This is a genomic window from Leucobacter chromiisoli, from assembly GCF_016522505.1.
Taxonomy (GTDB): Bacteria; Actinomycetota; Actinomycetes; order Actinomycetales; family Microbacteriaceae; genus Leucobacter; species Leucobacter chromiisoli.
The window spans coordinates 34,313-60,094 of sequence record NZ_JAEHOH010000012.1 but is presented as its reverse complement, the minus strand read 5'-3'; the positions used below and the strand labels follow the sequence as shown (position 1 = coordinate 60,094).

Annotated in this window: 21 protein-coding genes; 14 read left to right on the top strand and 7 right to left on the bottom strand. The window is 72.3% G+C overall.

Going from position 1 to position 25,782, the window contains the following annotated elements; translation table 11 throughout:
• Nucleotides 1-5: 5 nt before the first annotated feature.
• The 7 genes from JD276_RS09590 to JD276_RS09560 form a co-directional block, all read right to left on the bottom strand.
• Nucleotides 6-1,106, bottom strand: a complete 1,101-nt coding sequence (locus JD276_RS09590; RefSeq protein ID WP_200115430.1) for a PLP-dependent cysteine synthase family protein — start codon at nt 1,104-1,106, stop codon at nt 6-8.
• Nucleotides 1,107-1,231: 125 nt separating this feature from the next.
• Nucleotides 1,232-2,551, bottom strand: coding sequence for a Dyp-type peroxidase (locus JD276_RS09585; protein ID WP_200115429.1), 1,320 nt, complete (start codon nt 2,549-2,551; stop codon nt 1,232-1,234).
• On the bottom strand, nt 2,538-3,134 hold the full coding sequence (locus tag JD276_RS09580; protein ID WP_200115428.1) for a copper chaperone PCu(A)C: 597 nt from the start codon (nt 3,132-3,134) through the stop codon (nt 2,538-2,540). The genes JD276_RS09585 and JD276_RS09580 overlap by 14 nt, the downstream gene beginning before the upstream one ends.
• The gene (locus JD276_RS09575) at nt 3,131-3,856 is read right to left on the bottom strand and encodes a copper resistance CopC family protein (protein ID WP_200115427.1); all 726 of its coding nucleotides are present in this window, start codon (nt 3,854-3,856) and stop codon (nt 3,131-3,133) included. Before JD276_RS09575 ends, JD276_RS09580 begins: the two co-directional genes overlap by 4 nt.
• An 81-nt stretch (nt 3,857-3,937) precedes the next feature.
• Nucleotides 3,938-4,588, bottom strand: a complete 651-nt coding sequence (locus tag JD276_RS09570; protein ID WP_200115514.1) for a hypothetical protein — start codon at nt 4,586-4,588, stop codon at nt 3,938-3,940.
• Between the two features lie 91 nt (nt 4,589-4,679).
• Nucleotides 4,680-5,534 (bottom strand): urea carboxylase-associated family protein, encoded by an 855-nt coding sequence (locus JD276_RS09565; protein WP_200115426.1) that lies wholly within the window; start codon nt 5,532-5,534, stop codon nt 4,680-4,682.
• Nucleotides 5,531-6,313 carry a GntR family transcriptional regulator gene (locus tag JD276_RS09560; RefSeq protein WP_200115425.1) on the bottom strand — a complete coding sequence of 261 codons (783 nt, stop codon included), beginning with the start codon at nt 6,311-6,313 and terminating at the stop codon, nt 5,531-5,533. The genes JD276_RS09565 and JD276_RS09560 overlap by 4 nt, the downstream gene beginning before the upstream one ends.
• 223 nt (nt 6,314-6,536) lie before the next feature.
• On the opposite strand from JD276_RS09560, the gene JD276_RS16330 reads away from it, so the two are divergent.
• From JD276_RS16330 to JD276_RS09490, 14 genes are all read left to right on the top strand, one after another.
• Nucleotides 6,537-8,957, top strand: a complete 2,421-nt coding sequence (locus JD276_RS16330; protein ID WP_200115424.1) for an ABC transporter permease subunit — start codon at nt 6,537-6,539, stop codon at nt 8,955-8,957.
• A gap of 72 nt (nt 8,958-9,029) precedes the next feature.
• Complete coding sequence (pheS, locus tag JD276_RS09550) at nt 9,030-10,070, top strand: phenylalanine--tRNA ligase subunit alpha (RefSeq protein WP_200115423.1); 1,041 nt, start codon at nt 9,030-9,032, stop codon at nt 10,068-10,070.
• A gap of 68 nt (nt 10,071-10,138) precedes the next feature.
• Nucleotides 10,139-12,712, top strand: coding sequence for a phenylalanine--tRNA ligase subunit beta (pheT, locus tag JD276_RS09545; protein WP_200115422.1), 2,574 nt, complete (start codon nt 10,139-10,141; stop codon nt 12,710-12,712).
• A gap of 195 nt (nt 12,713-12,907) precedes the next feature.
• Entirely contained in the window at nt 12,908-13,846 is a 939-nt protein-coding gene (locus tag JD276_RS09540; protein ID WP_200115421.1) for a VOC family protein, read from the top strand.
• A 157-nt stretch (nt 13,847-14,003) separates the two neighbouring features.
• The gene (locus JD276_RS09535) at nt 14,004-15,113 is read left to right on the top strand and encodes an N-acetyl-gamma-glutamyl-phosphate reductase (protein WP_200115420.1); all 1,110 of its coding nucleotides are present in this window, start codon (nt 14,004-14,006) and stop codon (nt 15,111-15,113) included.
• 70 nt (nt 15,114-15,183) lie between these two features.
• Nucleotides 15,184-16,353, top strand: coding sequence for a bifunctional glutamate N-acetyltransferase/amino-acid acetyltransferase ArgJ (argJ, locus tag JD276_RS09530; RefSeq protein ID WP_200115419.1), 1,170 nt, complete (start codon nt 15,184-15,186; stop codon nt 16,351-16,353).
• A 21-nt stretch (nt 16,354-16,374) separates the two neighbouring features.
• Nucleotides 16,375-17,277, top strand: a complete 903-nt coding sequence (argB, locus tag JD276_RS09525; protein WP_200115418.1) for an acetylglutamate kinase — start codon at nt 16,375-16,377, stop codon at nt 17,275-17,277.
• A gap of 78 nt (nt 17,278-17,355) precedes the next feature.
• Nucleotides 17,356-17,895, top strand: coding sequence for a prepilin peptidase (locus JD276_RS09520; protein ID WP_200115417.1), 540 nt, complete (start codon nt 17,356-17,358; stop codon nt 17,893-17,895).
• Between the two features lie 85 nt (nt 17,896-17,980).
• On the top strand, nt 17,981-18,724 hold the full coding sequence (locus tag JD276_RS09515) for a beta-phosphoglucomutase family hydrolase (RefSeq protein WP_307866520.1): 744 nt from the start codon (nt 17,981-17,983) through the stop codon (nt 18,722-18,724).
• On the top strand, nt 18,724-21,354 hold the full coding sequence (locus JD276_RS09510; protein WP_200115416.1) for a glycoside hydrolase family 65 protein: 2,631 nt from the start codon (nt 18,724-18,726) through the stop codon (nt 21,352-21,354). The genes JD276_RS09515 and JD276_RS09510 overlap by 1 nt, the downstream gene beginning before the upstream one ends.
• Nucleotides 21,355-21,551: 197 nt before the next feature.
• On the top strand, nt 21,552-21,872 hold the full coding sequence (gene fdxA / locus JD276_RS09505; RefSeq protein WP_200115415.1) for a ferredoxin: 321 nt from the start codon (nt 21,552-21,554) through the stop codon (nt 21,870-21,872).
• 3 nt (nt 21,873-21,875) lie between these two features.
• Nucleotides 21,876-22,982, top strand: a complete 1,107-nt coding sequence (gene dapC / locus JD276_RS09500) for a succinyldiaminopimelate transaminase (protein WP_200115414.1) — start codon at nt 21,876-21,878, stop codon at nt 22,980-22,982.
• Nucleotides 22,983-23,157: 175 nt separating this feature from the next.
• Nucleotides 23,158-24,456: a citrate synthase gene (locus JD276_RS09495; protein WP_200115413.1), complete on the top strand. Its 1,299-nt coding sequence runs from the start codon at nt 23,158-23,160 to the stop codon at nt 24,454-24,456.
• A gap of 321 nt (nt 24,457-24,777) precedes the next feature.
• Nucleotides 24,778-25,656 carry a putative endonuclease domain-containing protein gene (locus JD276_RS09490; protein ID WP_200115412.1) on the top strand — a complete coding sequence of 293 codons (879 nt, stop codon included), beginning with the start codon at nt 24,778-24,780 and terminating at the stop codon, nt 25,654-25,656.
• Nucleotides 25,657-25,782 lie beyond the last annotated feature (126 nt).

Below are 25,782 nucleotides of genomic sequence, written 5' to 3'. Positions count from 1 at the left end.
GGCGGCTAGGCGAGGGATCGGGACAGTTCGCCGTCCCGGCGGGGCGTTCGGCCGCCGGTGCGCGGCGCGGCGGAGAGCTCGCCGCGTTCGATCCGTTCGGCGAGCGCCGCGTAGCCGTTCTCGCGGAGCCAGCCGAGGTTGTACTCGCGCGAGACGTAGTCGCGCGCGCTGTCGGCGGAGAAGACGACGAAGACGTCGTCCTCGCGGGCCTCGGCTGCGAGGTCGAGCGCGACCCGTAGCGAGAGCGCGGAGGAGACGCCGATCAGCAGGCCCTCCTCGCGCGCGGCGCGCCAGCCGAGCTCGATGGCCGCTTCCCGATCGCGGCGCTCGAACCGGTCGATGACGTCGAGGTCGATGTTCTCGGGCCAGTCGTGCTCGAGCCGCTCGAAGCCGGGCTCGCGCGCGGCCACCCGGTAGAGGTTCGTCTGCGAGTGCATCGAGTCGGGGTAGTCGGTCGCGATCACCTCGATCTCGGGGTTCCGGCGGTGCAGATACGCGCCCGTGCCGCTCACGGTGCCGCCCGTCGCGATCTGGGCGAGGAAGTGCGTGACGCGGCCGGCGGTCTGATGCCAGATCTCGGGCCCGGTCGAGGCGATGTGCGCCGCGGGGTTGTCGTGGTTGCTCTCCTGGTGCGACCACCAGCCCCGCTCCTCGGAGGCGGCCCTGGCGCGGGCGACGTTCGCCCAGTGCTCGGGGTCGTCCCGGGGAACGTCCGGCCGGCCGTGCAGCAGCTCGACGCCGAGGAAGGCCAGGAGGTTGGCCTTCTCGGGCGAGAGCGTCGGCAGCGGGACGGAGCTCGAGGGGTGGCCGGTCGCGTTGCCCGCGAGAGCGATGCCGATGGCCGTGTTGCCCGCGCCGGTGTCCGCGATACGGCCTCCCGGCAGGAGCCGGCCGCTCGCGACGGCCTCGCGGACGATGTTCAGACCGATGCGGTCCTTCGACGACCCGCCGAGGTTGAAGCCGTCGAGCTTCACGTAGACGGACGCGGGAAGCCCCTCGGTGAGCCGGTTCAGCTTGACGAGCGGGGTGTTGCCGATCAGCTCCAGCACGCTCTCGTAGGTCTGGCTGCGGGTCGGGTCGGGGAAGACGGGCGGCAGGGCGGGCATGTGGCTCCTTGCGGTGGCGGTGGACGCGGAGGATCGCGCTCACCAGCCGAAGCTACCGCCTGACCGAGAACATGTGGTGATGTGTGAAGTAATGTGACGTTATGACTGCGGCCGCGGTGCTCCCATCACTCGAGCAGCGCGGCGCCGAGCGTCTCGCCCGGTTCGAAGCCGGGCAGGATCGCGAACACCGCCGAGCCGGTGTGGGTCACCCACTCGTTGAGCAGGTCGAGCTCGTCGAGCCGCCGCTGGATCGGCACGAACTGCCTGAGCGGGTTCCGCTGGTAGCAGGCGAAGAGCAGGCCCGACTCCGCGCCGTCGTCGTAGTTGACGGCGCGGCGGAAGATGCGCTCGTCGGGATCCTCCGAGTGCGCGCGGCGCACGTGCGCGAAGCTCGGGATCACCGTCAGGCCGAGCGCGTTGCGGGCCTCGTAGTCGACCGGCGTGTGCTCGTCCCCGCCCGTGAGGGGTGCGCCCGTGTCGAGCCTGCGGCCGATCGTCTGCTCCCGCCCCGGTCGGTCGACCTGGTCCCAGGTGTCGAGCTCCATGCGGATGCGGCGCAGCACGAGCGCGGTCCCGCCCTCGAGCCAGGCGCCCGCGCCGCCGCGGCCGTCCCGGGACGCGTCCTCCGGAGCGCCGCCGATCCACACGAGACCGTCGAAGTCCTCGTCGGCGGGCGACGGATTGACGGTGCCGTCGACCTGCCCCATGAGGTTGCGCATCGTCGTGCCCCCGGCCTCCGCTCCTCGAGCCTGCCGGAAGCCCTGCTGGGTCCACAGCGGCTCGGCGAAGCTCGCGAGGTCGCGGGCCAGCATGCGCGCGGCGTGCGCGATGGGGAGCGGATCGTCGGCCTGCAGCAGCACGAGCAGGTCGCCGCCGTCGTGCTGCCCGCTGAGGCGGTCGCGCGAGAACGGCGGCAGCGGGGCGAGCCACTCGGGGCGCTTCAGGGGATCCACGCGATCCACGAGGCCCGGTCCCACCCCGACGGTCACGGTGAGCCGTGCGGGACGCGCCGCGAGCTCCGGCTCGGGGTCGGCGAGCGGCCCCGTCCCTGAGGCGAGCCCCTCGACGTCGCCGGTGAGGATCCGGAGCATGCGCCGGATGCCGTCGCGGTCCGTCTCGGGCCTGAGCCGGTACGAGACGTAACGGGCGTGCGCCGCGGGCGGGGTGGTCGTGACGCCCGCCTGGTGGGCGCCGTGGCACGGCAGGGCCTCGCCGCCGAAGCCGGGCAGCTCGCCTCCGATCCCCGAGGAGCGGTCGGCCTCGGGGGAGGGGTCGACGCCGCCGGGAGGCCCGGCCTGAGGAGTCCCCCGGTCGCGCAGCGCCGGGATCCCGAGCCCGGCGCCCAGGCCGAGCAGCGTCCCGACGCCCGCCGCGCCTCCCGTGAGGAGGGCGCGGCGGGCGACGGCGGGACGGTTCTCGGAGGCCTCCGGGCTAGTGCCCGGCATGCTCGTCTCCGTGCTCGGAGTGGTCGCCGTGCTCGGAGTGCTCCCCGTCGCCCGAGGAGTCGTCGCCGCCCTCGAGGTTCTCGTAGTTCTCCTGTGCGCCGGCGAAGTCCTTCACCAGCACGCCGACCTCGGCGGTGGAGCCGTCGCCGAAGTGAAGGGTCAGCCGCACCTCGTCGCCCGCGAGCAGAGGCTCGGGCATCTCCATGAGCATGATGTGGTCGCCGCCGGGCGAGAGCTCGAGGGAGCCGCCGGCGGGGATCTCGAACCCGCCCTCGATCTCGCTCATCGTGGCGTTCCCGCCGCTCGTCGAGGTCTCGTGCAGTTCGACGACGCCCGCGGCGTCGCTCGACGCGCTCTCGAGCACGAGGGGCGCGTCGCCGGTGTTCTCGATCGTGCCGAACACCCCCGTCATCCCCTCGCCGGCCTTCGCCCAGCCGTCGTGCAGCTGCACCGCGTCCGCGGCCGCCGCCTCCTCGGTCGCGGCGGGGGCGGGATCATCAGCCGCGCCGCAGCTCGCGAGCAGCGGCGCGGTCAGGGCGAGCAGCGCTGCGGCGGTGGCGGCCCGGGTGCGGTTCGGGATCATCGCTCGCCGCCTTCCTCGCTCGTCGCGGAGCCGGGCTGCGCCGCGGCGCGGCGCCTCCTCCGCCCGAGGACGGCCAGGACCGCGAGGACGGCGGCGAGTCCGCCCGCGCCGATCAGGACGGCCGGCCAGACGCCGCCCGGCGATGCCACCTCATCGGCGTCGTGCTCGTCCCCCTCGCCGTGCTCGTGCTCGGCGGGCGCCTCCGATTCCGGCTCCTCCGCCTCCTCCGAGGGGGCGGAGGCCTCCTCGTCGAAGGGCTGGATCGCCGGGGGCTCCGTCTGCCCCTCCTCGAATTCGAACGAGAAGGCGCCCTCGATGGGGTGGCCGTCGCTCGACACCACGCGCCAGACGACGTCGTAGCCGCCCTCGGAGAGATCGGCGGTGAGCGGCTGCAGCACGTCGCGACCCCGGTGCTCGGGGTCGCCGTCGGCGGCGTCGGCCCCGTCGGGGCCGCTCACGACGATCTCGGTGCCGACGGTCAGCACCTCGTTGTTGAAGGTGAGCTGCACGGCCTCGAGCGAGCCGTCGGCCGGGTCGATGACGAAGCCGGTGTCGACGAGCTCATCGTGGGCGAGCGCCGGCGCGGCGGGGAGGCAGAGCGCCGCGGCGGCCGTCAGGGCCGTGGCCGCGACGACGAGCGCTCGGGGGCGCGAGGGCGCGACGGCGGACAGGCCGCCGAGGGGAGCGCCCGGGGTGTTCTGGACATGGGTGTGCGAAGACATGGTCGCCTGTTTCTCCCGGAGGATCCGGGGGGTCGAAGCGCCGCTGACACGCCGAGGCGGCAGCGGCAGGGTGATGGAGCTTCAGGAAACAGGGACGGCGGGAGGGCCGCGGTGGGTGATCGCCGAGGGTGAGCAGAGCCGGTCGCGCAGGTCGGCTCCCGCGACGAACCGGGCGCCGCGGAGGGTCGCGCGCTCGCCGGGGATCGGGAGCCCGCCGGGCAGCGCCGCCGGCAGCGCCTCGCGGATCAGCCCGACGAGGCGCAGCGCCGCGCGCTCGCCGCGGTGCAGCAGCAGGGTGGTCAGGATCGCCGCCACGGCGTGCGCGACCCACATGGTCGCGTCGGCCGCGGCGGCGTCGGCGAGGCGAGGGGCGATCGATTCCAGGCCGGCCAGGTGCTCGGCGTGGAGGGGCAGCGGCGCACCGGATCCCGGGCCGCCGGCCGAAGCGTCCGCGCCAGTCGAGAGGCCGAGGCCGGCGAACGACCAGTGGTAGACGAACTGGCTGCAGGCGACCGCGACGGCGAGACGCCACAGCGATGCCGTGCGGCCCGCGAGGGCGACGCAGAGCGGCAGGGCGAGCAGAGCGGTGGCCACGACGGCGAGGGCCGTGACCCGGCCGCCGACCAGCGCGTGCGAGGCCGCCGCGAACAGCGTCGCGATGGCGGCGCCGGCGGTGCCGCGCGCAGCGCGAAGCGCGCGGGGCATGCCCGCCGCACCCGACCCGGCCGTCATCACGCCTCCAGTCTACGCGGGCCGAGAGCGGAGGGTCGGGCGCCGAGCGGCGCCCCGCCCCGGCGGGCGCGGCGCCTCCGTCGAAGCGGTGCTACGCCCAGGGGCGCTCGACGAGCGCGTGCCCGCCCGCGTACTCGGGGAAGGGCGGCTGCGACCAGCCCCCGAGCAGCTCCTCATCGATCCGGTACACCTCGACGCCGATCGGGCGGCAGACCTCGACCGGATCGTGCGCGCCGTCGCCCCACATCGGCACCGAGAGGTCGCCTCCGGGGCAGGTCGAGAGGGCCATGAGCAGATCCTGCTCGGCGAACATCTCGAAGTAGTCGCCGACCCGCGCCGGGCAGGTCTTCATGAAGTACTGGTCCTGCTCGTTGAGGCCCGTGCACTGGAAGACGTTGAGCACGTCGTGCACATCGAACTCCGTGAGGCCGAAGGGGCGCACGGCGCGGGTGAGGTTCGAGTGGCAGTGGTAGTCGAAGTCCTCTCCCGTGAGCATGCGGTTGACGTAGGGGTCGCAGCGCGTGCCCAGCGTGTCGTGCACGCGCCCGCCCTCGGCGTCGGTGCCGTAGTCCTCGAGGGTGTCCGCGGTGATCGTGACGAGCGGGCGCAGATAGGGCAGGTTCGACCACAGCCGGTCGAAGGTGGTGACGTGCGCGGCCTGCAGCTGCCGGGTGCGGGCCGCCCAGAAGCGCTCGCGGGGGTTGTGCCGGTTCCACACGTTGAGGTCGCCCACCTGGGGGCCGTCGACGGTGAGCAGCCGGCAGACGTGCCCCGCGGGCACCTCCCAGGCCCGCCCCGATCGGATCGGGATCTCGAACGAGTCGACGAGGGTGCGGGCTCCGGACTCGCGCGCGATCGCACCGTAGAAGTCGCGGTCCACCTCGAGCGCCGGCCCCTTGTAGGCGGCCTCGGTGAGCGCGGCGACCCGCCCGTTCTGTTCGGTCATGGTGTTCTCCCGGTCCTCTCGGTTGATGATGATGCGTCGTGGGGGTCTCGGTCGGCGTCGTCCTCGTCGCCCGCGGCGCCCGATGCCGCTGCGGCGCTGCGGTGCCGCGCGCGGTTGGCGGCCCGGATCGCGTCGATCACGCGGGCCTCGGAGTCGTCGAGGTAGGAGGCGAGCGCGGCGGCCGCCTCCTCGCGCGCACCCGAGAGCACGAGCTCGGCGATCTCCCGGTCGCGCGGCACCCACTGCACCTGGAACGCGCCCTCGTCGGGGATCACGGCGAACGCGAGCCGGAGCTGCGCCACGGTGCCGACGAAGAAGCGGTCGAGGCTCGACGACATGGCGAGCCCCACGAGGGCGCGGTGGAAGTCGAGGCTGCCGGTGCCGACCTGCGACCAGTCGCCGGCGCGCACGCTGGCCTCGGTGCGCGCGACGGCCTGCTCGACCCGCTCGAACAGCTCGGAGGCGGCGGAGACGCTCTGCTGGACGGCGCCGGCCTCGACGATGCGGCGGGCGGTGTAGAGATCGCGGATGTCCTCCACCGTCAGCTCGCGCACCGAGTAGCCGGCGTTGCGCACGGAGACCGCGAGTCCGTCGGCGGCGAGGAGGCGGAGCGCGTCGCGCGCGGTATTGCGGGAGACGCCGTGCTGCTCGGCGACGGTGGCGTCGACGAGCCGCGCCCCGGGCGGGATGCCCCCCTCGATGATGCGCCGGCGCAGCGCGTGCAGCACCGTCTCCGCGGCGGAGCCGGCGGGCCCCGCGAACGCAGAACTCTGGATCATGAGGGCGATCATAGCAACTTCTCGAGCAATTGTTCATCAATATACTCCGATCTGGCGGACGGCAGCACCTCAGGGACCGCGCGCGCCGCGTGTGAGCATGCCCTCCAGGCCCTGATAAGCAGGGGATTTGCGGGAGGGGAAGCAGAAACGATCGATTGCCCCGCCAATGTGTTGCATAACTTCACCTTGACAAAATTGTTCAACTATCCGTAGCGTCGTCTGCATGATTCAGAGAAGAGTCCGCGGTGCCCGCGGCGCGTTCGCCGCTCTCGCCGCGGTGGTCATGGCGATCCTCGCGGTCCTCGTGCCGCTCCAGACGGCGCAGGCCGCCGAAGCCGACGACTCGGCGAGCGGTGAGACGCTCAGGATCGGCTCCGACCTCACCTACCCGCCGTACGCCTACCTCGACGGCGACGAGCCCTCCGGCTTCGATCCCGACTTCATGCGGGGCCTCTCGGCCGAGCTCGACCGCGAGGCCGAGTTCGTCGACACCCGCTTCGAGCAGCTCGTCCCGAACCTCCAGGCCGGCCACTTCGACGTCATCGCCTCCGCGCTCTACATCACCGAGGACCGTGCGCGTCTCGTCGACTTCATCCCGTACTTCATGACGGGCAACTCGATCGTCACCCCCGCCGACGCGGAGCCCGCGCGCGACGCCTCCGACCTCTGCGGGCTGAGCGTCGCCGTGATCAAGGGCGGCGAGGTCGCCACCCAGCTGCGCGGCGAGGCGAGCCAGGAGTGCCTCGACGCCGGCGAGCGGGCGATCGACGTGCGCGACTTCGCCGCCGACACCGAGGGGACGCAGGCGCTCCTCGCCGGGCAGGTCGACGTGCAGGTCACCGACGCCGCCGTGGGGAAGACGGCCGTGGACTCCTCGAACGGCGCGCTGGCGCTCACGAGCACGGAGCTGCTCTTCCCCGTGCCGGTCGGCATCGCGGTGGCTCAGGGCAACGCCGAGCTCGCGGACCAGCTGCGCGCCGGGCTCGACGAGATGCGCGCCGACGGCAGCTACCAGGCGCTGCTGACCGAGTACAACCTCGAGGAGCCGGATCCCGAGGCGGTCGAAGAGGCGCTCGGATCGCAGGCCGACGCCGCGAGCGCGGGCGGGGGCTTCTCCTTCGACTGGCCCTACTTCTTCAGCCTCTTCGCGCACGCGGACTTCTGGAACGCGACGCTCACCGTGCTCGCGCTCTCCGCGCTCGCCTGGACCATCTCGACGGTGCTCGGCATGCTCGTCGCGCTCGGCCGCCAGTCGCGGCAGGCGTGGCTGCGCGGGATCCTGGGCGTCTACGTCTGGTTCTTCCGCTCGCTGCCGCTCCTGGTGCTCCTCATCTTCGTCTACAACGCGCCCCAGGTGATCCCCGAGCTGCGCACGATCGTGGGATCCCCTTTCATGGCGGGACTCATCGCCCTCGTGCTCTCGGAGACGGCCTACATCTCGGAGATCCACCGCGGCGGCCTGTCCTCCGTCGCGGGCGGGCAGGGCGAGGCGGGCCGGGCGCTCGGCATCCCGTGGCGGGGCGTGCAGCGGCTCATCGTGATCCCGCAGGCGTTCCGGGTCGCCCTCCCCGCGCTCGGCAACGAGCTCGTCACCATCATCAAGCTGACGTCGCTCGTCTCGGCCATCTCGCTCACCGAGATCCTGCTGGTCGGTCAGCGGCTCTACACCCAGAACTTCAAGGTGCTCGAGACGCTGCTCGTGGTCGGCGTGTTCTACGTCATGATCGTCACCGTCTTCGACCAGGCGCTGAAGTACCTGGAGCGCAGACTCGACGTGAACCGGCGCGGGAAGCGGGCGAGGCTCGGCACCGCCACCTCCTCGATCGACGTGATCCCGCCCGCTGCGAAGCGGGAGCGCACGCCCCACGAGGGCGAGGTCGTCATCAGCGTCAGGGACGAGCGGAAGTCGTACGGCAGCGTCGAAGTGCTCAAGGGCATCGACCTCGACGTGCACCGGGGCGAGGTCGTAGCCGTGATCGGCCCCTCGGGATCGGGCAAGACCACCATGATCCGCACCCTCAACGCGATGGAGCAGATCGACGGCGGCGACGTCCTCTACCGCGGCGAGCCCGTCGGATACACCCGCGCAGCGGACGGCTCCGCCCGGCCGGCCCCGGATCGCGTGCTCGCGAGGACCCGCGCCCGGGTCGGCATGGTGTTCCAGCAGTTCAACCTGTTCCCGCACCAGACGGTGCTCGAGAACGTCACCTTCGCCCCCGACTACCTGCGCGTCGCGAGCCGCGCCGACACCCGTGCGCTCGCGCTCGAGCTGCTGGCGAAGGTGGGCATGGACGCGCACGCCGACAAGTACCCGCATCAGCTCTCCGGCGGTCAGCAGCAGCGCGTCGCGATCGCCCGGGCGCTCGCGATGGAGCCGGAGGTGCTGCTGTTCGACGAGCCGACGAGCGCGCTCGACCCCGAGCTGGTCGACGAGGTGCTGCGGGTCATGACCGAGCTCGCGGCCGAGGGGCTGACGATGGTCGTGGTCACCCACGAGATGCGCTTCGCCCGCGAGGTCGCCGACTGGGTGGTGTTCATGGACCAGGGCGTCATCGTCGAGGAGGGGCCCGCCGAGGAGGTCTTCGACCGCCCTCGAGAGGAGCGCACGAGGAGATTCCTCAACCGCGTGCAGGCCGGGGCGTAGACGGCCGACCCGGGGCCGGGTCGGGGACGCTTCGCCCCGGCCCGGCGCCCGGGCACGGTAAGCTTGATCCCTGTGTCAGACACTTCTCCGATCTCCCAGGACGCGGTCGACGCCGCAGTCGATGCGGCGCTCGCCGCCTTCGCCGCGGCTAGCACCGTCGCCGAGCTGAAAGCCGCCCGCACCGAGCACGCCGGGGAGGCCTCCGCCATCGCCGGTCTGAACCGCAGGATGCGCGAGGTGCCCAAGGACGAGAAGGCCGCCACCGGCAAGCTCATGGGCCAGGCCCGCGGTCGCATCGAGGGCGCGTACCGGAGCCGCGAGGCCGAGCTCGCCGAGAAGGAGGCCGCCGAACGCCTGGTCGCCGAGACGGTCGACGTGACGGCCGCCCCCGTCCGCAGGCGCGCCGGGACCCGCCACCCCCTCGCCCAGCTGCAGGACGAGGCGGCCGACATCTTCATCGGCATGGGCTGGGAGGTCGCCGAGGGCCCCGAGATCGAGCACGAGTGGTTCAACTTCGACGCCCTCGGCTTCGACCCCGACCACCCGGCGCGAGCGATGCAGGACACGTTCTTCGTCGAGCCGGCCGACCGCCACCTGCTGCTGCGCACGCACACCTCGCCGGTGCAGATCCGGGCGCTGCTCGAGCGCGAGCTGCCCGTCTACGTCGTCGCGCCCGGTCGCGTCTACCGCACCGACGAGCTCGATGCGACGCACACCCCGGTCTTCCAGCAGATTGAGGGGCTCGCGATCGACCGCGGCCTCACGATGGCCCACCTGCGGGGCACACTCGAGCACTTCGCCCGCCAGATGTTCGGCGAGGAGGCGGAGATCCGCCTGCGTCCGAACTTCTTCCCGTTCACCGAGCCCTCGGCCGAGATGGACGTGTGGCAGCCGCACGCCAAGGGCGGCGCCCGGTGGGTCGAGTGGGGCGGCTGCGGCATGGTCGACCCGAACGTGCTCGCCGCTGCGGGCATCGACCCCGACGAGTACCAGGGCTTCGCCTTCGGCATGGGCATCGAGCGCACCCTGCAGTTCCGCCACGACCTCAACGACATGCGCGACATGGTCGAGGGCGACATCCGCTTCAACGCCCAGTTCGGAGGCCTGGTCTAGGTGAACCGGATCCACAACGTCACAGGCGTGCGCGCGGCACGCGAGTTCAACACCGGAGGCCTGGTCTGATGCGTATCCCACTGAGCTGGCTCGGCGAGTTCGTCTCGCTGCCCGCCGGCGCCACCCCCGAGCAGGTGCACGCCGACCTGGTGCGCGTGGGCTTCGAGGAGGAGTCGATCCGCCGGTTCGACGTGACGGGCCCCGTGGTCGTGGGCGAGGTGCTCGCCCAGGAGCCCGAGCCGCAGTCGAACGGCAAGACGATCAACTGGTGCCAGGTGCGCGTGGCCGCTCCCGGTGAGCGCGCCGCCGACGGCGGCGAGGACGTGCGCGGCATCGTGTGCGGCGCCCACAACTTCGGCCCCGGCGACAAGGTCGTCGTGACCCTGCCCGGCGCCGTGCTGCCGGGCGACTTCAGGATCGCGGCCCGCCAGACGTACGGCCACGTCTCGGACGGCATGATCGCGTCGGCGCGGGAGCTCTCGCTCGGCGAGGACCACGACGGCATCATCGTGCTCTCCCGACTCGGCTTCTCCGCCGAGAACGGGAACGATCCCGAGCCCGGCGCCGACGCGCTCGCGCTGCTCGGGCTCGACCAGAGCGCCGTCGAGATCAACGTGACCCCGGATCGCGGCTACGCCTTCTCCATCCGCGGCGTCGCGCGCGAGTACGCGCACTCCACCGGCGCCGAGTTCCGCGACCCCGCGCTCGCCGTGACCGTCGCGCCCGCCGCCGGCTTCCCCGTGGTGCTCGCCGACGAGGCGCCGATCCGGGGTCGCGAGGGGGCCGCCGGCTTCATCGCGCGCATCGTGCGCGGGATCGACGCCGCCCGCCCCACGCCGCCGTGGATGGTCGCGCGCCTGCAGCTCGCGGGAATCCGTGCGCTCTCGCTGCCCGTCGACATCTCGAACTACGTGATGCTCGAGCTGGGTCAGCCGCTGCACGCCTACGACCTCGCGAAGCTGGACGGGGGCATCACGGTGCGCCGTGCCGCTGCGGGCGAGACGCTCGTCACGCTCGACGAGCAGGAGCGCGAGCTGCACCCGGAGGACCTGGTCATCGCCGACGAGTCCGGGGCCATCGGCCTCGCCGGCGTCATGGGCGGCCAGTCGACGAAGACGGACGACGGCACGGTCGACGTGCTCGTCGAGGCGGCGAGCTTCGACCCGGTCTCGATCGCCCGATCCGTCCGCCGTCACAAGCTGCCGAGCGAGGCGTCGAAGCGGTTCGAGCGCGGGGTCGACCCCCTCGTCGCCCGCGCGGCCGCGCAGCGCATGGTCGACCTGCTGGTCGAGCTGGGCGGAGGCGCGGCCGACGAGCTCGGCACCGAGATCGCGACTCCCTGGGAGCCCGCGGTGGTGCGCCTGTCGCTCGCGAGCGTCAACGGCCTGCTCGGCACCGACTACACGGCCGACGAGATCCACGGTGCGCTCGAGACCATCGGCTGCTCCGTCTCCCTCGGCGCGGCCGGCGACCCCGACCTGCTCTTCGTCACCCCGCCGAGCTGGCGCAGCGACCTGACCCGACCCGCCGACCTCGTCGAGGAGGTCGCGCGCATCGTGGGCTACGACCGCATCCCCTCGGTGCTGCCCGTCGCGCCCGCGGGGCGCGGGCTCAGCCGCGAGCAGCGGCTGCGCCGCCGCGCCGCGAACGTCGTGACGGCCGCCGGGTTCGACGAGGTGCAGAGCTACCCCTTCGTGGCACGCGAGCAGCTCGACGCGTTCGGAGCCGGGAGCGGCGACGCCGAGGGGAGCGTGGCGGCCGTGCGGCTCGCCAACCCCCTCGACGGCGGGGCGCCCTTCCTGCGCCGCTCGCTGCTGCCGGGGCTCGTCACCGCGGCGCAGCGCAACGTCTCGCGCGGCATGACCGATCTCGCGCTCGTCGAGTTCGGTGCGGTGTTCGAGCCGGGCGAGCCGGCGGGGCGGATCGGCACCGACGAGGTGCCGCCGCTCGGGGCGCGGCCCGCCGACGCCGTGCTCGCGGAGGTGAACGCCTCGATCCCGACTCAGCCGCTGCGCGTCGCGGGGCTGCTGCTCGGCGACGCCGTGCTGAAGCAGCCCGGGGAGGCCGCCCGCGCCTCCGATTGGGCCGACGCGCTCGACGCGGCCCGGATCGTCGCGGGAGCCGTCTCGGCCGAGCTCGTCGTGGGCCGGGGGAGTCACCGCGCGTTCCACCCCGGCCGCACCGCCGAGCTGAGCGTGCGCTCGGAGGAGGGGCTGCGGGTCGTCGGCGTGGCCGGGGAGCTGCTGCCCGAGACCGTCGCCGCCCACCACCTCCCCGGCAGGGTCTCCGCGTTCGAGCTCGACCTCGGCCTCCTCATGGAGCTGGCGCCGCGCGAACCCGACACCCGTCCGCTCTCGGCGTACCCGGCGGCGACCCAGGACCTCACGCTCGTCGTGAGGGTCGAGGTGCCCGCGGGCGAACTGCTGGCCGCCGTCGTCTCGGGCGCCGGGGCGCTGCTGGAGGATGCCCGCGTCGTCGACGACTACCGCGGCGCCGGCGTCGAGGAGGGGCGGAAGGCGCTGACCTTCGCGCTCCGCTTCCGCGCCGACGACCGCACGCTGAAGGCCGAGGAGGCGAGTGCGGCGAAGCTCGCGGGGGTCGCCGCGGCCGAGGCGGCGTTCGGGGCGACGATCCGCGAGTAGGAGCCGGCCCGGGCTTCCGGCCCCGCTTCCCGCCTCGCCCGGGCTTGCGGCCCCGCTCTGAGCCCGGGCTTCCGCCTCGGCCCTCCGCGACGAGGGCCTCTTGTGACGGGGGCCGGCGAGGCGGATACTGACTGAGGGCGTGGTCGCGCGGGCCCGCCGGGCCCGTGCGGCGCCCGACGACGAGGAGAGGCCGCCATGAACGTATCGACCGCAGGGCAGAGGATCGTGCCCAACATCTGGTGCAACCGGAACGCGGAGGAGGCCGGGCGGTTCTACGCCTCAGCGTTCGACGCCGCCGCTCCCGGAGGGGCGAGCTCCGAGACGGAGTCGCGGTACCCGGGCGCAGGGGAGGGCCTCGCCGACTTCCAGCTCGACTTCGCGGGCGAGCCCCTGACGGTCGCGGTGACGATCGCCGACACCCGGCTCGTGCTCATCAACGCGGGTGACGAGTTCGCCCCGAATCCGTCCATCTCCTTCATGCTGAACTTCGACCCGCTGTTCTTCGGCGACGACGAGCAGGAGGCGCGGGAGCGGCTCGACGCGCTCTGGGACGTGCTCTCGGAGGGCGGCGGCGTGCTGATGCCGCTCCAGGAGTACCCCTTCAGCAAGCGCTACGGCTGGGTGCAGGATCGCTTCGGAGTGAGCTGGCAGCTGACGCTCACCGATCCCGAGGGCGACCCCCGACCGTTCCTCATGCCCTCGCTGCTCTTCGGCGGCTCGGCCCAGAACCGGGCGGCAGAGACGGTCGACCGCTACCTGTCGGTGTTCGAGGACGCCCAGCTCGGGATCCGCGTGCCCTACCCCGAGCAGACGGGCCCGGCCCGCCCCGGTGACGTGATGTTCAGCGATTTCAGGATCGGGGACCAGTGGTTCACCGCGATGGATTCGGGTGTGGAGCAGGCGTTCTCCTTCACCTGCGGCATGTCGCTCGAGGTGCTGTGCGAGGACCAGGAGGAGATCGACCGGCTGTGGTCGGCGCTGTCGGCGGTCCCCGAGGCCGAGCAGTGCGGCTGGCTGGCCGACCCCGCCGGTGTGAGCTGGCAGATCGTGCCGGCGAACATGGCCGAGCTCATGCGGCGGCCGAACGCGTACGCCATGATGGAGATGAAGAAGCTGGTCATCGCCGATTTCTGACGGCCGGCCGCGTCGTCTCGGGATCCGGGCCGGCGGAGGGCGCGACGGGGGCGCCGTGCTGCGCGGGCCGGGTAGTGCCAGAATGGTAGCTGTTCGCCTCCGTGGCGGCCCGCCCCGGCCGTCACGGAACCCAGATCTACACGTGCGAGGAGCGCAGATGGGATACAGCGTCGCCGTCGCCGGTGCTTCGGGATACGCGGGAGGCGAGCTGCTGCGCCTGCTCGCCGGCCACCCCGAGTTCGACATCCGCACCGTCACCGGGCACTCGAGCGCCGGCCGTCCGCTCATCGAGTCGCAGCCGCACCTGCGGTCGCTCGCGGGCCTGACCCTGCAGGAGACCGTGCCCGACGTGCTCGACGGCCACGACGTCGTGTTCTTCGCGCTGCCGCACGGCGCCTCCGGGGCGCTCACCGACGAGCTGCGGAACGTCCGCCTCGCCGTCGACTGCGGAGCCGACCACAGGCTCGCCGACCCCTCCGACTGGGCGGCGTTCTACGGCGGCGAGCACCACGAGGCGTGGACCTACGGGGTGCCGGAGCTGCTCGTCGCGCGCGGCGCCGATCCGGGCGGCGCCGATCCGCGCCCTGCCGAGGGCGTCGGCGCCGGCGACCTGCCCGGCAAGCAGCGGGAGGCCCTCGTGGGGGCGTCGCGGATCGCCGCTCCCGGGTGCAACGCCTCGACCGTCGCGCTGTCGCTGGCCCCGGGCATCGCCGCGGGCGTGATCGAGGCGGGCGACCTCGTGAGCGTGCTGGCCGTGGGGCCCTCGGGCGCCGGCAGGGCCGCGAAGACCCACCTGCTCGGCGCCGAGCTCATGGGAACCGCGAACCCCTACGCCGTCGGCGGCGGCCACCGCCACATCCCCGAGATCCGCCAGGCGCTGCGGGGAGCCGGCGCGCGCGGCGAGCCCACGATCAGCTTCACCCCGGTGCTCGTCCCGATGAGCCGCGGCATCCTCGCGACCTCGACGGCCAGGATCGCCGCGGGCATCGACCCGGCCCGGGTGCGCGAGGCCTGGGAGCGCGCCTACGCCGACGAGCCGTTCGTGCACCTGCTGCCCGAGGGGGTCTTCCCGCGCACGGCCGACGCGCTCGGCGCGAACACCTGCCTCATGGGCCTCGCCGTCGACGAGGCCGCCGGCCGCGTCGTCGTGGTCGCGGCGCTCGACAACCTGGCGAAGGGCACCGCCGGGGCGGCGATCCAGTCGGCCAACATCGCCCTCGGCCTGCCCGAGGCCACCGGTCTGCCCGTCGACGGCGTCGCCCCGTGAGCCCCGCCGACCAGATGGGCCCCGGCGGCCATACCGCCGCGGCACCCCCGTTCAGCAGCAAGGAGCAGCAGTGAGCGTCACCACCCCCCGCGGGTTCCGTTCGGCCGGCATCGCGGTCGGCCTCAAGAGCACCGGCAAGCCCGATCTCGCCCTCGTCGTCAACGACGGGCCGGCCCGCGCGAGCGCCGCCGTGTTCACCGGCAATCGCGCCCAGGCGAACCCGATCCTGTGGAGCCGGAAGGTCATCGCCGGCGGCACGGCACGAGCGGTGGTGCTGAACTCGGGAGGCGCCAACTGCTTCACGGGCGACTTCGGCTACGAGACGACCCGGCTCACCGCCGAGGCGGTGGCAGCGGCCCTCGGCGACGCGCGCGCCGAGGAGATCCTCGTCTGCTCGACGGGCCTCATCGGCACGGGCGACCAGGCGTTCCGCGACCGGATCGTCGGCGGCGTGCCGACCCTCGCGGCCGTGCTCGCCGAGGACGACGCGACCGCTCCGGCCGCGATCCTGACCACGGACTCGGTCGAGAAGACCGCGGTGCGCGAGGGCGGAGACGAGGGCGCGCGGTGGACGATCGGGGGCATGGCGAAGGGGGCCGGCATGCTGGCGCCGGGACTCGCCACGATGCTCGTCGTCATCACCACCGACGCCCTGCTCGACGACGGGGCGCTCGACCGCGCGCTGCGCCGCGCCACCCGCGTCAGCTTCGACCGGCTCGACTCGGACGGCTGCATGTCGACCAACGACCAGGTGTCCCTCCTCGCCAGCGGCGCGTCGGGCGTCGCCCCCGACGAGGAGGAGTTCGCCGCTGCGCTCGCCGCCCTCTGCGACGACCTGGCGTCCCAGCTTCAGGCCGACGCCGAGGGCGCGAGCCACGACATCGACATCGAGGTGCGGGGCGCCGCGACGGAGGAGGACGCCGCCGAGGTCGGACGCTCCGTGGCCCGCAACAACCTCTTCAAGGCCGCCATCTTCGGCAACGACCCCAACTGGGGTCGGGTGCTGGCCGCGATCGGCACGACGGAGGCCGCATTCGACCCCTACCGCGTCGACGTCTCGTTCAACGGCGTTCGCCTGTGCCACGCGGGGGCCCCCGACCGCCCGGTCGAGGAGTGCGACCTCACCCCGCGGCGGACGCACGTCGAGATCGAGCTGTTCGCGGGAGACTGCTCGGCGACGATCCGCACCAACGACCTCACGCACGACTACGTGCACGAGAACAGCGCGTATTCGAGCTAGGACGGGGAGCGGAGCACACCCATGAGGACGACGACGAAGACCCTGGACCACGAGCAGGCCGCGGTGAAGGCCGAGGTGCTCATCGAGTCGCTGCCCTGGCTGAAGAAGTTCCGGGATCGCGTGATGGTCATCAAGTTCGGCGGCAACGCGATGGTCGACGACGCCCTGCTCGACGCGTTCGCCGAGGACGTGGTGTACCTGCGCCACACCGGCATCCGCCCGGTCATCGTGCACGGAGGGGGCCCGCAGATCACCGCCATGCTCGAGCGCCTCGGCATCGAGAGCGAGTTCAAGGGCGGCTACCGGGTGACCACCCCGGAGACGATGGACGTCGTGCGCATGGTGCTCACCGGCAAGGTGAACCCCGAGCTGGTCGACGCGATCAACGCGCACGGCCCCCTCGCGGCCGGCACGACGGGCGAGGACGCCGGGCTGTTCGTCGGCCGCCGCCGCCCGCCGATCGAGGTCGACGGCGAGACGGTCGACCTCGGGCTCGTCGGCGACGTCGTCGGCGTGCGCGCCGAGCCGGTGCTGGCGCTGCTCGACGCCGGCCTCATCCCGGTCGTATCGTCCATCGCGCCCGACGCCGATCGCCCGGGCGACTCGCTCAACATCAACGCCGACGCCGCCGCCGGCGCGCTCGCCGCGGCGCTGGGCGCGGAGAAGCTCGTGATCCTCACGGACGTCGCCGGCCTCTACGCGAACTGGCCCGACCGGGACTCGCTCGTGTCGAGCATCGCCGCCGCGGAGCTCGAGGAGATGCTGCCGAGCCTGGAATCGGGCATGATCCCGAAGATGCGGGCCTGCCTCGAGGCGGTGCGCGGCGGTGTCGGGAAGGCGGCGATCATCGACGGCCGCGAGCCGCACTCGATGCTGCTCGAGATCTTCACCGAGCGCGGGATCGGCACCGAGGTCACGCCGTGAGCGCAGGTCCCGTGCCGGGCAGTGCCGTGAACGAAGCCGCCCCGTGAGGAGGCGGCGCGGCGTGACCGGAGGCGCCCGGTGAGCGACGGCCCGATCCTGCTGATCCGGCTCTCCACGCTGCTCTGGGGCTCGGGCGCGGTGTGCTTCGTCGTGTTCTCGGTGTGGTTGAGCGTCGTGGATCTCGTGACGCGGCGCCTGCCGAACCGGCTCGTCGCCTGGGGCACCGGATCCACGCTCGGTCTGCTGGCGGCCTCCGGTCTCGTCCAACTGGCCGCAGGGGTCCGGGATCCCGCGCTTCGGGATCTGGGGCTGCTGGCCGGTGGCGCCGCGGCGCTGTTCGGGCTGCTGTACCTGCTGTGGCGCACGGCCCCGGCGGGCATCGGGGGCGGCGACGTGAAGGTCGCACCGCTCGTCGGCGGCGTGCTGGGGTTCTTCGGCGGCGCCTGGGCGGTCGTGCTGGGCGCGGCCGTCGCGTGCGTGATCGCGGCGATCTGGGGAGCGGCGAGCCGGGTGCGCGGCACGGGCGCCTCGCGCGGCGTCCCGTTCGCGCCGTGCCTGTTCGCCGGGTGCTGGGTCGCGATCCTCGCGCTCCCGTTCGCCCTGCCGATGCTCGGTTAGGCGCGAGGCCCGCGGCGGCGTTCCCCGCGCGTCACGGGCGTGTTGCCGGCTGACAAGGCCGGGCCGAGGCCATTACGCTGGAACGGTGTCAGCAGAGCATCACGCGATCAACACCCTTCCCAGCTGGGATCCGGACGCCTACGAGGCCTTCCTCTTCGACCTCGACGGGGTGATCACCCCGACGGTCGACCTGCACATGCGCGCCTGGGCGGAGACGTTCGACCTCCTCTTCGCCGAGCGGCGCCTGCAGCCGTACCGAGAGTCGGAGTACTACGCCTCGCTCGACGGGCGCCCCCGCTTCGAGGGCGTCGCGACGCTGCTCGCCGCCCGGGGGATCGTGCTCCCGCCCGGAGCGCCGGGCGACGTGGGCTTCGAGAGCGTGGCGGGCATCGGCAACCGCAAGAACCTCATGTTCACCGAGCTCCTCGAGCGGGACGGCATCGCGCCGTACCCGGGGACGCTCGCGCTGCTCGACGAGCTCGCGCGGCGCGGCGCGGCGCTCGCGGTGGTCTCGAGCTCCCGCAACGCGGAGGCGGTGCTGGCCGCCGCCGGGCTGCGGGATCGCTTCGCCGCGGTCGTCGACGGCGTCGTGGCGGCCCGGGAGGGCCTGCCGGGGAAGCCGGCGCCCGACACGTTCGTGCGCGCGGCCCAGCTGCTCGGCGTCGCGCCGGCGCGGGCCGTGGTGTTCGAGGACGCGGCCTCGGGTGTCGCCGCGGCGCGGGCCGGGGGATTCGGATGGGTGATCGGGGTCGATCGCGGAGCCGGGGCGGAGGCGCTCGCGGAGGCCGGGGCGCACACGGTGGTACGAGACCTTGAGGAGCTGATGTGATGAGGGTGAACCCCTTCGATTCCGAGGTGGAGGAGCTGCGTCGCGACTTCGGAGACGACCCGTGGCGGCTCGTCGTGCACGGCATCGATCCCGAGCAGGCGGGGCAGGACGAGACCCTGTTCTCGCTCGGCAACGGGTATCTCGGGCTGCGCGGCAACCACGAGGAGGGCCTGCCGCTCGGCAGCCACGGCACGTTCGTGAACGGGCTGCACGAGACCTGGCAGATCCAGCACGCCGAGAACGCCTACGGGTTCGCCGAGCACGGGCAGACCATCGTCAACGCTCCCGACGCGAAGACCATCCGCATCTACGTCGACGACGAGCGCCTCAATCTGGAGTCCTCGGACATCATCGACGTGCAGCGCACCCTCGACATGCGCTCGGGCACGCTCACGCGGTCGCTGCTCTGGCTCACGCCGACGGGCAAGCGGGTGCGGGTCGAGACCCGTCGAATGGTGTCGTTCTCCTCACGGCACCTCGCGACGCTCGAGATGCGGGTGACCGTGCTCGACGCCGACGCCGACCTCACGTTCAGCAGCCTGCTCATCAACCGGCAGGATCTCGGCCGTGTGAACGCCGAGCACCCGAAGCGCAAGGTGGTCGACTCGGTGGGCATCGCCGATCCGCGCAAGACGGAGCAGCTGGCGGAGCGCGTGCTGGAGCCGGGGCCGGTGCTGCACGATCACGGCCGGAGCGTGCTCAGCTATCGCGTGCACGCCTCGGGGATGACGCTCGGCGTGGGCGTCGACCACGAGTTCCACTCCGGCGAGGAGGAGACGACGGTGCTCTTCGAGGACAGCGGGAGGGCGGAAGGCGTCTCCCGCGCGGCGATGACGCCGGGGGCCTGGCGCACCCGCGTCGAGTCCGCGCCCGACCGGGTGCGGCACGTCTTCCAGGGCACCGCGAAGCAGGGGCGCACCGTGCGCCTCGTGAAGACCGTGTCCTACCACTCGTCGGCGACGGCGGATCTGCCCGAGCTCATCGACCGCTGCGTGCACACGCTGGAGAAGGCCGCCTCCGAGCCCGGCGAGGAGCGCTGGGAGCGGCAGCGCGCGTTCCTCGACGCGTTCTGGGACCGCAGCGACGTCCGGGTCGACGCCGAGCCGGGCGTGCAGCAGGCGATCCGCTGGAACCTCTTCCAGCTCGCGCAGGCCGCGGCGCGCGCCGACGGGCGCGGAGTGCCCGCGAAGGGTTTGACGGGCTCGGGGTACAACGGGCACTACTTCTGGGACTCGGAGATCTACACACTGCCCTTCCTCACCTACACCACCCCGCTCTGGGCGAGGAACGCGCTGCGCTCGCGCGAGCACATGCTGTCGCAGGCGAGACTGCGCGCCATGATGCTGAACGAGGAGGGCGCGCTCTTCCCCTGGCGCACGATCAACGGCGAGGAGGCGAGCGCCTACTACGCCGCCGGGACCGCGGCGTACCACATCAACGCCGACATCACCTACGCGCTCGCGCGCTACGTCTCGGCGACCGGCGACCTCGAGTACATGCTGACGGGGGCGAGCGACATCCCCGTCGAGACGGCGCGGCTGTGGTGCAGCCTCGGGTTCTGGCGGGCCGAGAGCGACGGCAGCCGGAGCTTCCACATCCACGGGGTGACCGGCCCCGACGAGTACACGACCGTCGTGAACGACAACCTGTTCACCAACGTCATGGCCAGGTTCAACCTCCGCTTCGCGGCGGAGGTCGTGCGAAGGCTCCGCTCGGAGGCTCCGCAGGCCTACGCGGAGCTCGTCGAGCGGCTCTCCCTCGATCCCGCCGAGGTGGACGCGTGGGAGCGCGCCGCCGACGGCATGAGCGTGCCCTACTCGCAGGAGCGGGGAATCCACCCGCAGGACGCCCACTTCCTCGAGCGGGAGGTCTGGGACCTGGCGGCCACCCCGCCCGAGCAGAAGCCCCTGCTGCTGCACTTCCACCCGCTCGTCATCTACCGCTTCCAGGTGCTGAAGCAGGCCGACGTCGTGCTGGCCCTGCTGCTCGCGAGCGACGAGTTCAGCCGCGAGGAGAAGCAGCGGGACTTCGAGTACTACGACGCGCTGACGACGGGCGACTCGACGCTCTCCGCCGTCGTGCAGTCGATCATCGCGGCCGAGGTGGGATACCGGGATCTCGCCTACCGCTACTTCGACCACGCGCTGCGCGTCGACCTCGACAACCTGCACTTCAACTCCGCCGACGGCGTGCACATCGCCTCGGCCGGCGGCGTGTGGATGATGCTCGTGCAGGGCTTCGCCGGGATGCGCGACGCGGGGAGGAGGCTGACGTTCGACCCGAGGCTCCCCGCCCACTGGAACGCGCTGCGCTTCAAGCTGGAGTGGCGGGGCAGCCGGCTCGCGATCGACCTCTCGCAGCAGACGATGCGATTCGAGATGGTGGAGGGGTACCACCCGGTGACCGTGACGGTCCGCGGCGAGGAGTACGAGATCCGGCCGGGCGAGCCGGTCGAGGTCGTGCTCGACGGCCAGGGCCCCGACCTCGGGCAGTTCCGCGGCCTCTCGGCGGGGATCCTGCCGCGGGAGGGCGAGACGGGGGCCATGCCCCAGTTCACGGCGGAGATCCCGGTGGTCACGACCTCGATCCCGGTCGTGACGTCGTCGATCCCGACGCGCGGCGCCCCCTGACCGCGCGGCGCCCCCTGACCGCGGGGCGCCCCTTGACCGCGCGCCGCCCTCCGGCCTCGCGGCACCCTCTGATCTCGCGGCGATAGGATGGAGCCATCCCGATTGACAGGCGAGCCGATCCCGGTGCGCGGCGTCCGGCTGCCCGGCCGGCGCGTCGGCAGCGGCCGCCACTGGAGTGAAACGAAAGGCGGAGTGTCGTGACCTATGTGATCGCTCTTCCGTGCGTCGATGTGAAGGATCGAGCGTGCGTCGACGAGTGCCCGGTCGACTGCATCTACGAGGGCGAACGCTCGCTGTACATCCACCCCGACGAGTGCGTCGACTGCGGCGCGTGCGAACCCGTGTGCCCCGTCGAGGCGATCTACTACGAGGACGATCTGCCGAGCGAGTGGTCCGACTACTACAAGGCCAACGTCGAGTTCTTCGACGAGATCGGCTCCCCGGGCGGCGCCGCGAAGGTCGGGGCGTACGATTTCGACCATCCGATCATCGCGGCGCTCCCGCCGCAGGGCGAGTAGCGCGTGCGCGGCCCGCTGCCCGAGTACCCCTGGGACGCGATGGCGCCGTACGCCGAGCAGGCGGCGGCGCACCCGGGCGGAGCGCTGAACCTCTCGGTGGGGTCCCCCGTCGACCCGACGCCGGACTCGGTGCGCGAGGCCCTGGCGGCCGCGACGGACGCTCACGCCTATCCCGCGACGGCGGGGACGCCGCGGCTGCGCGAGGCGATCGCCGAGTGGTTCGCGCGCCGCCGCGGCGTGTCCGTCGAGCCGGGGGCCGTGCTGCCCACGGTCGGCTCCAAGGAGCTCGTCGCGCTGCTCCCGTTCCTGCTCGGCCTCGGGTCGGGGGAGGCCGTGGTGTTCCCGCGCATCTCCTACCCGAGCTACGCGATGGGGGCGGCGCTCGTGGGAGCGGACGCCGTCGCCTCCGACGACCCCTCGGAGTGGCCCGAGCACACCGCGCTCGTGTGGGTGAACTCGCCGGGCAACCCGGACGGGCGGGTCGCCGACGTCGAGGCGCTGCGCGCGGCGGTGGCTCGGGCGCGCGAGCTGGACGCGGTGATCGCGGGCGACGAGTGCTACGCCGAGTTCGGATGGGACGCGCCCTGGGACCGCGACCCCATCCCCTCCATCCTCGATCCCCGCGTCGTGGGCGACGACCACTCGGGCGTGCTGAGCGTCTACTCGCTGAGCAAGCAGTCCAACCTCGCGGGCTATCGCGCGGCGTTCCTCGCGGGCGATCCGGACCTCGTCGAGCGGCTGCTGACCGTGCGCAAGCACGCGGGGCTGATGCTGCCGGCTCCCGTGCAGCACGCGATGATCGCGGCGCTCGGGGACGAGTCGCACGTGGAGCAGCAGCGGGATCGCTACCGGGCGAGGCGGGAGGTGCTGCGCCCGGCTCTCGAGGCGGCGGGCTACCGCATCGAGGGCAGCGAGGCCGGACTCTACCTCTGGGCGACGCGCGACGTCGACGCGTGGGAGAGCGTCGCGGATCTGGCTCGCCTCGGCATCGTGGTGGGGCCGGGGCACTTCTACGGGGAGCATTCGCCTCGGCACGTGCGCCTCGCGCTCACCGCGAGCGATGACGACATCGCGGCCGCCGCGCGTAGGATCTCGGGCGAGAGCGCCTGATCCGCGGGGGAGGCCGAGCTCCCCGCGAATCGACATTTTGTTTGATGTCGAGATAATCTTGTGAGGCGGACCGCGCAGGCCGATGCGTCCGAGCGCTCCGAACCGGATAGGGTGGGAAGCGGGTGTGCGCCGCATCAGGCGCTCCCGACCGCCTCAGACCTCACGAGGAGACGATGTGACCGAATCGACTCAGGGCCAGAACCAGGCCGCAGCGAAGCTCACGTTCCCCGGAGGGTCGGCAGAGCTGCCGATCCTCTCGTCCGTGGACGGCGCCGCGGCCATCGACATCAGCACGCTGACCAGGCAGAGCGGTTACACGGCCCTCGACTACGGGTTCGTGAACACGGCCTCGACCAAGTCGGCCATCACCTACATCGACGGCGACCAGGGGATCCTCCGCTACCGCGGGTATCCCATCGAGGAGCTGGCGCGCGCCTCGACCTTCCTCGAGGTGGCCTACCTGCTGATCTACGGGGAGCTGCCGACGGCCGACGAGCTCGCCGCCTTCGACGGCGAGATCAGGCGGCACACGCTGCTGCACGAGGACATGAAGTACTACTTCGAGGGCCTGCCTCACACGGCCCATCCGATGGCCGCGCTTTCGGGCGGGCTGCAGGCGATGTCGACCTATTACGAGGACTCCCTCGACACGACGGTGCCCGAGTTCGTCGAGGTGAACACGATCCGCCTGCTCGCGAAGCTGCCCGTGCTGGCCGCGTACGCGCACAAGAAGTCGATCGGCCAGGCCTTCCTCTACCCCGACAACGACCTCAACTTCGTCGAGAACTTCCTGCGGCTCAACTTCGGCAACATGGCCGAGGAGTACGAGATGAACCCCGTACTCGTCGACGCGCTCGACAAGCTCCTGATCCTCCACGCCGACCACGAGCAGAACGCCTCGACCTCGACGGTGCGCCTCGTGGGCTCGACGGGGGCGAACATGTTCTCGTCGATCTCGGCCGGCATCAACGCCCTGTCGGGCCCCCTCCACGGCGGCGCGAACGAGGCCGTGCTCGGCATGCTGGCGCAGATCCGGGACTCCGGGCAGAGCGTGCAGTCGTTCGTCGAGCGTGTCAAGAACAAGGAGGCGGGCGTGAAGCTGATGGGCTTCGGGCACCGCGTCTACAAGAACTACGACCCGCGCGCCCGCATCGTCAAGGAGAGCGCCGGCCGCGTGCTCGGCGAGCTCGGCGTCAACGATCCGCTGCTCGACCTGGCGCAGGAGCTCGAGCAGATCGCGCTCGAGGACGACTACTTCAAGGAGCGCAAGCTCTACCCGAACGTCGACTTCTACACCGGCGTGATCTACAAGGCCATGGGCTTCCCGACCCGCATGTTCACGGTGCTGTTCGCGATCGGGCGCCTTCCGGGCTGGATCGCGCAGTGGCGCGAGGCGCGCGACGACGCGCAGACGAAGATCGGACGCCCGCAGCAGCTGTACACGGGCAGCCCCGAACGGCACCTGGAGCGGTAGACACGGCGACCCATGCTGCGCTCGTCAGAAAGTGTCGGAGAAGACGACTTTCCGGACCTCTACTGACCAGCTGAGCTGCGCGACCCGATCGTGCGCGCCGGCGTCCTGTGGATAACCCGGGTTTCGCAGCCGGGGCACCCTTCGGCCTGTGGATGGCGGCCCCGGTCGACGCGCGATCCTCTCCATGATGAGTGGATGAGTCATACACCGCTTCCGTCATCCCTGAACTCCGCCTTCTCCGTCGCCGAGGCCAGAAGGCTCGGCGTGGGCCCTGGCCGCCTGCGGGCGGCGGACCTCGAGCGCCCGTACCGAGGAGTGCGCATGCGGGTTGCCGAACCCGAGAACGAGGTCGAGAGTGCACCCGAGAACGCGCCCGAGAACGAGGGCGTCCGAGCCGTGCCGGCGAGGGGCCGCTTCGACGCGGCGTTGGATCGGGAGCTCGAGCTCATCCGCGCGCTCGCGGAACGCGCGATCCCGGGTCAGTTCTTCGTGCGACGCAGCGCGGCGCTCCTCCACGGGATGCCGATGCCGCACCTCGACGAACCCGAGCTGCACCTGGGGGTGCTCCTCCCGGCGCGCGCCCCGAGGGTCGCCGGGGTGGTCGGACACGCGCTCTCGAGCCACCGGTGCAGCGTCGAGACCCTCGAAGGGATCCCGTTGACCTCTGCCGCTTCGACCTGGGTCATGCTCGGCGATCTCACCGTGCACGAACTCGTCGCCGCAGGGGACTCCCTGATCCGCGTGCATCGGCCCGGCTACGGCAGGCCGAATGCCGGGAAGCCGCCCCTGACGACGCTCGAGGAGCTCTCCCGCGCGGTCGGACTGGGACGGTGGCGCGGCATGGGGCGGTTGCGTCGCGCCCTCACCCTCGTCCGTCGGGACGCGTGGTCGCCGATGGAGTCGGTCCTGAGGGTCAGCATCGTGTTGGCGGGTCTCCCCGAACCCGAGCTGAATGTCGATCTGTTCGACGACCGCGGCGTCTTCCTCGGATGCTTCGACCTCGTCTATCGTCGGTACCGCATCGCCATCGAGTATCAGGGGGTGGGCCACGCCGACCGGTATGCGCAGGATGTGGAGCGGATCGCGAGGCTGCGGGCCGAGGGATGGATCGTGATCGAGGTCACGAAGGCGCTCATGAGCGACCGGACCAGGGTGATCGCCCGGATCCGGGCCGCGCTGTGCGAGCGCGGATTCGCCTGAACGGCCCCGAACCGCCCGCGCCCCGAACCGCCCCTCACGCGCTCGTCAGTAGATGCTCATTCGCGCATGAGATCGGGCATCTACTGACGAGCGGAAGTGGATAGGAGGCGCATATGGGCTGGATGC

Coding starts and splice junctions, on each gene's coding strand:
- JD276_RS09590 (WP_200115430.1), bottom strand. CDS start 1,106: ATGCCCGCCCTGCCGCCCGTCTTCCCCGACCCGACCCGCAGCCAGACC.
- JD276_RS09585 (WP_200115429.1), bottom strand. CDS start 2,551: ATGCCGGGCACTAGCCCGGAGGCCTCCGAGAACCGTCCCGCCGTCGCC.
- JD276_RS09580 (WP_200115428.1), bottom strand. CDS start 3,134: ATGATCCCGAACCGCACCCGGGCCGCCACCGCCGCAGCGCTGCTCGCC.
- JD276_RS09575 (WP_200115427.1), bottom strand. CDS start 3,856: ATGTCTTCGCACACCCATGTCCAGAACACCCCGGGCGCTCCCCTCGGC.
- JD276_RS09570 (WP_200115514.1), bottom strand. CDS start 4,588: ATGACGGCCGGGTCGGGTGCGGCGGGCATGCCCCGCGCGCTTCGCGCT.
- JD276_RS09565 (WP_200115426.1), bottom strand. CDS start 5,534: ATGACCGAACAGAACGGGCGGGTCGCCGCGCTCACCGAGGCCGCCTAC.
- JD276_RS09560 (WP_200115425.1), bottom strand. CDS start 6,313: ATGATCCAGAGTTCTGCGTTCGCGGGGCCCGCCGGCTCCGCCGCGGAG.
- JD276_RS16330 (WP_200115424.1), top strand. CDS start 6,537: ATGATTCAGAGAAGAGTCCGCGGTGCCCGCGGCGCGTTCGCCGCTCTC.
- pheT (WP_200115422.1), top strand. CDS start 10,139: ATGCGTATCCCACTGAGCTGGCTCGGCGAGTTCGTCTCGCTGCCCGCC.
- JD276_RS09540 (WP_200115421.1), top strand. CDS start 12,908: ATGAACGTATCGACCGCAGGGCAGAGGATCGTGCCCAACATCTGGTGC.
- JD276_RS09535 (WP_200115420.1), top strand. CDS start 14,004: ATGGGATACAGCGTCGCCGTCGCCGGTGCTTCGGGATACGCGGGAGGC.
- argB (WP_200115418.1), top strand. CDS start 16,375: ATGAGGACGACGACGAAGACCCTGGACCACGAGCAGGCCGCGGTGAAG.
- JD276_RS09510 (WP_200115416.1), top strand. CDS start 18,724: ATGAGGGTGAACCCCTTCGATTCCGAGGTGGAGGAGCTGCGTCGCGAC.
- JD276_RS09490 (WP_200115412.1), top strand. CDS start 24,778: ATGCGGGTTGCCGAACCCGAGAACGAGGTCGAGAGTGCACCCGAGAAC.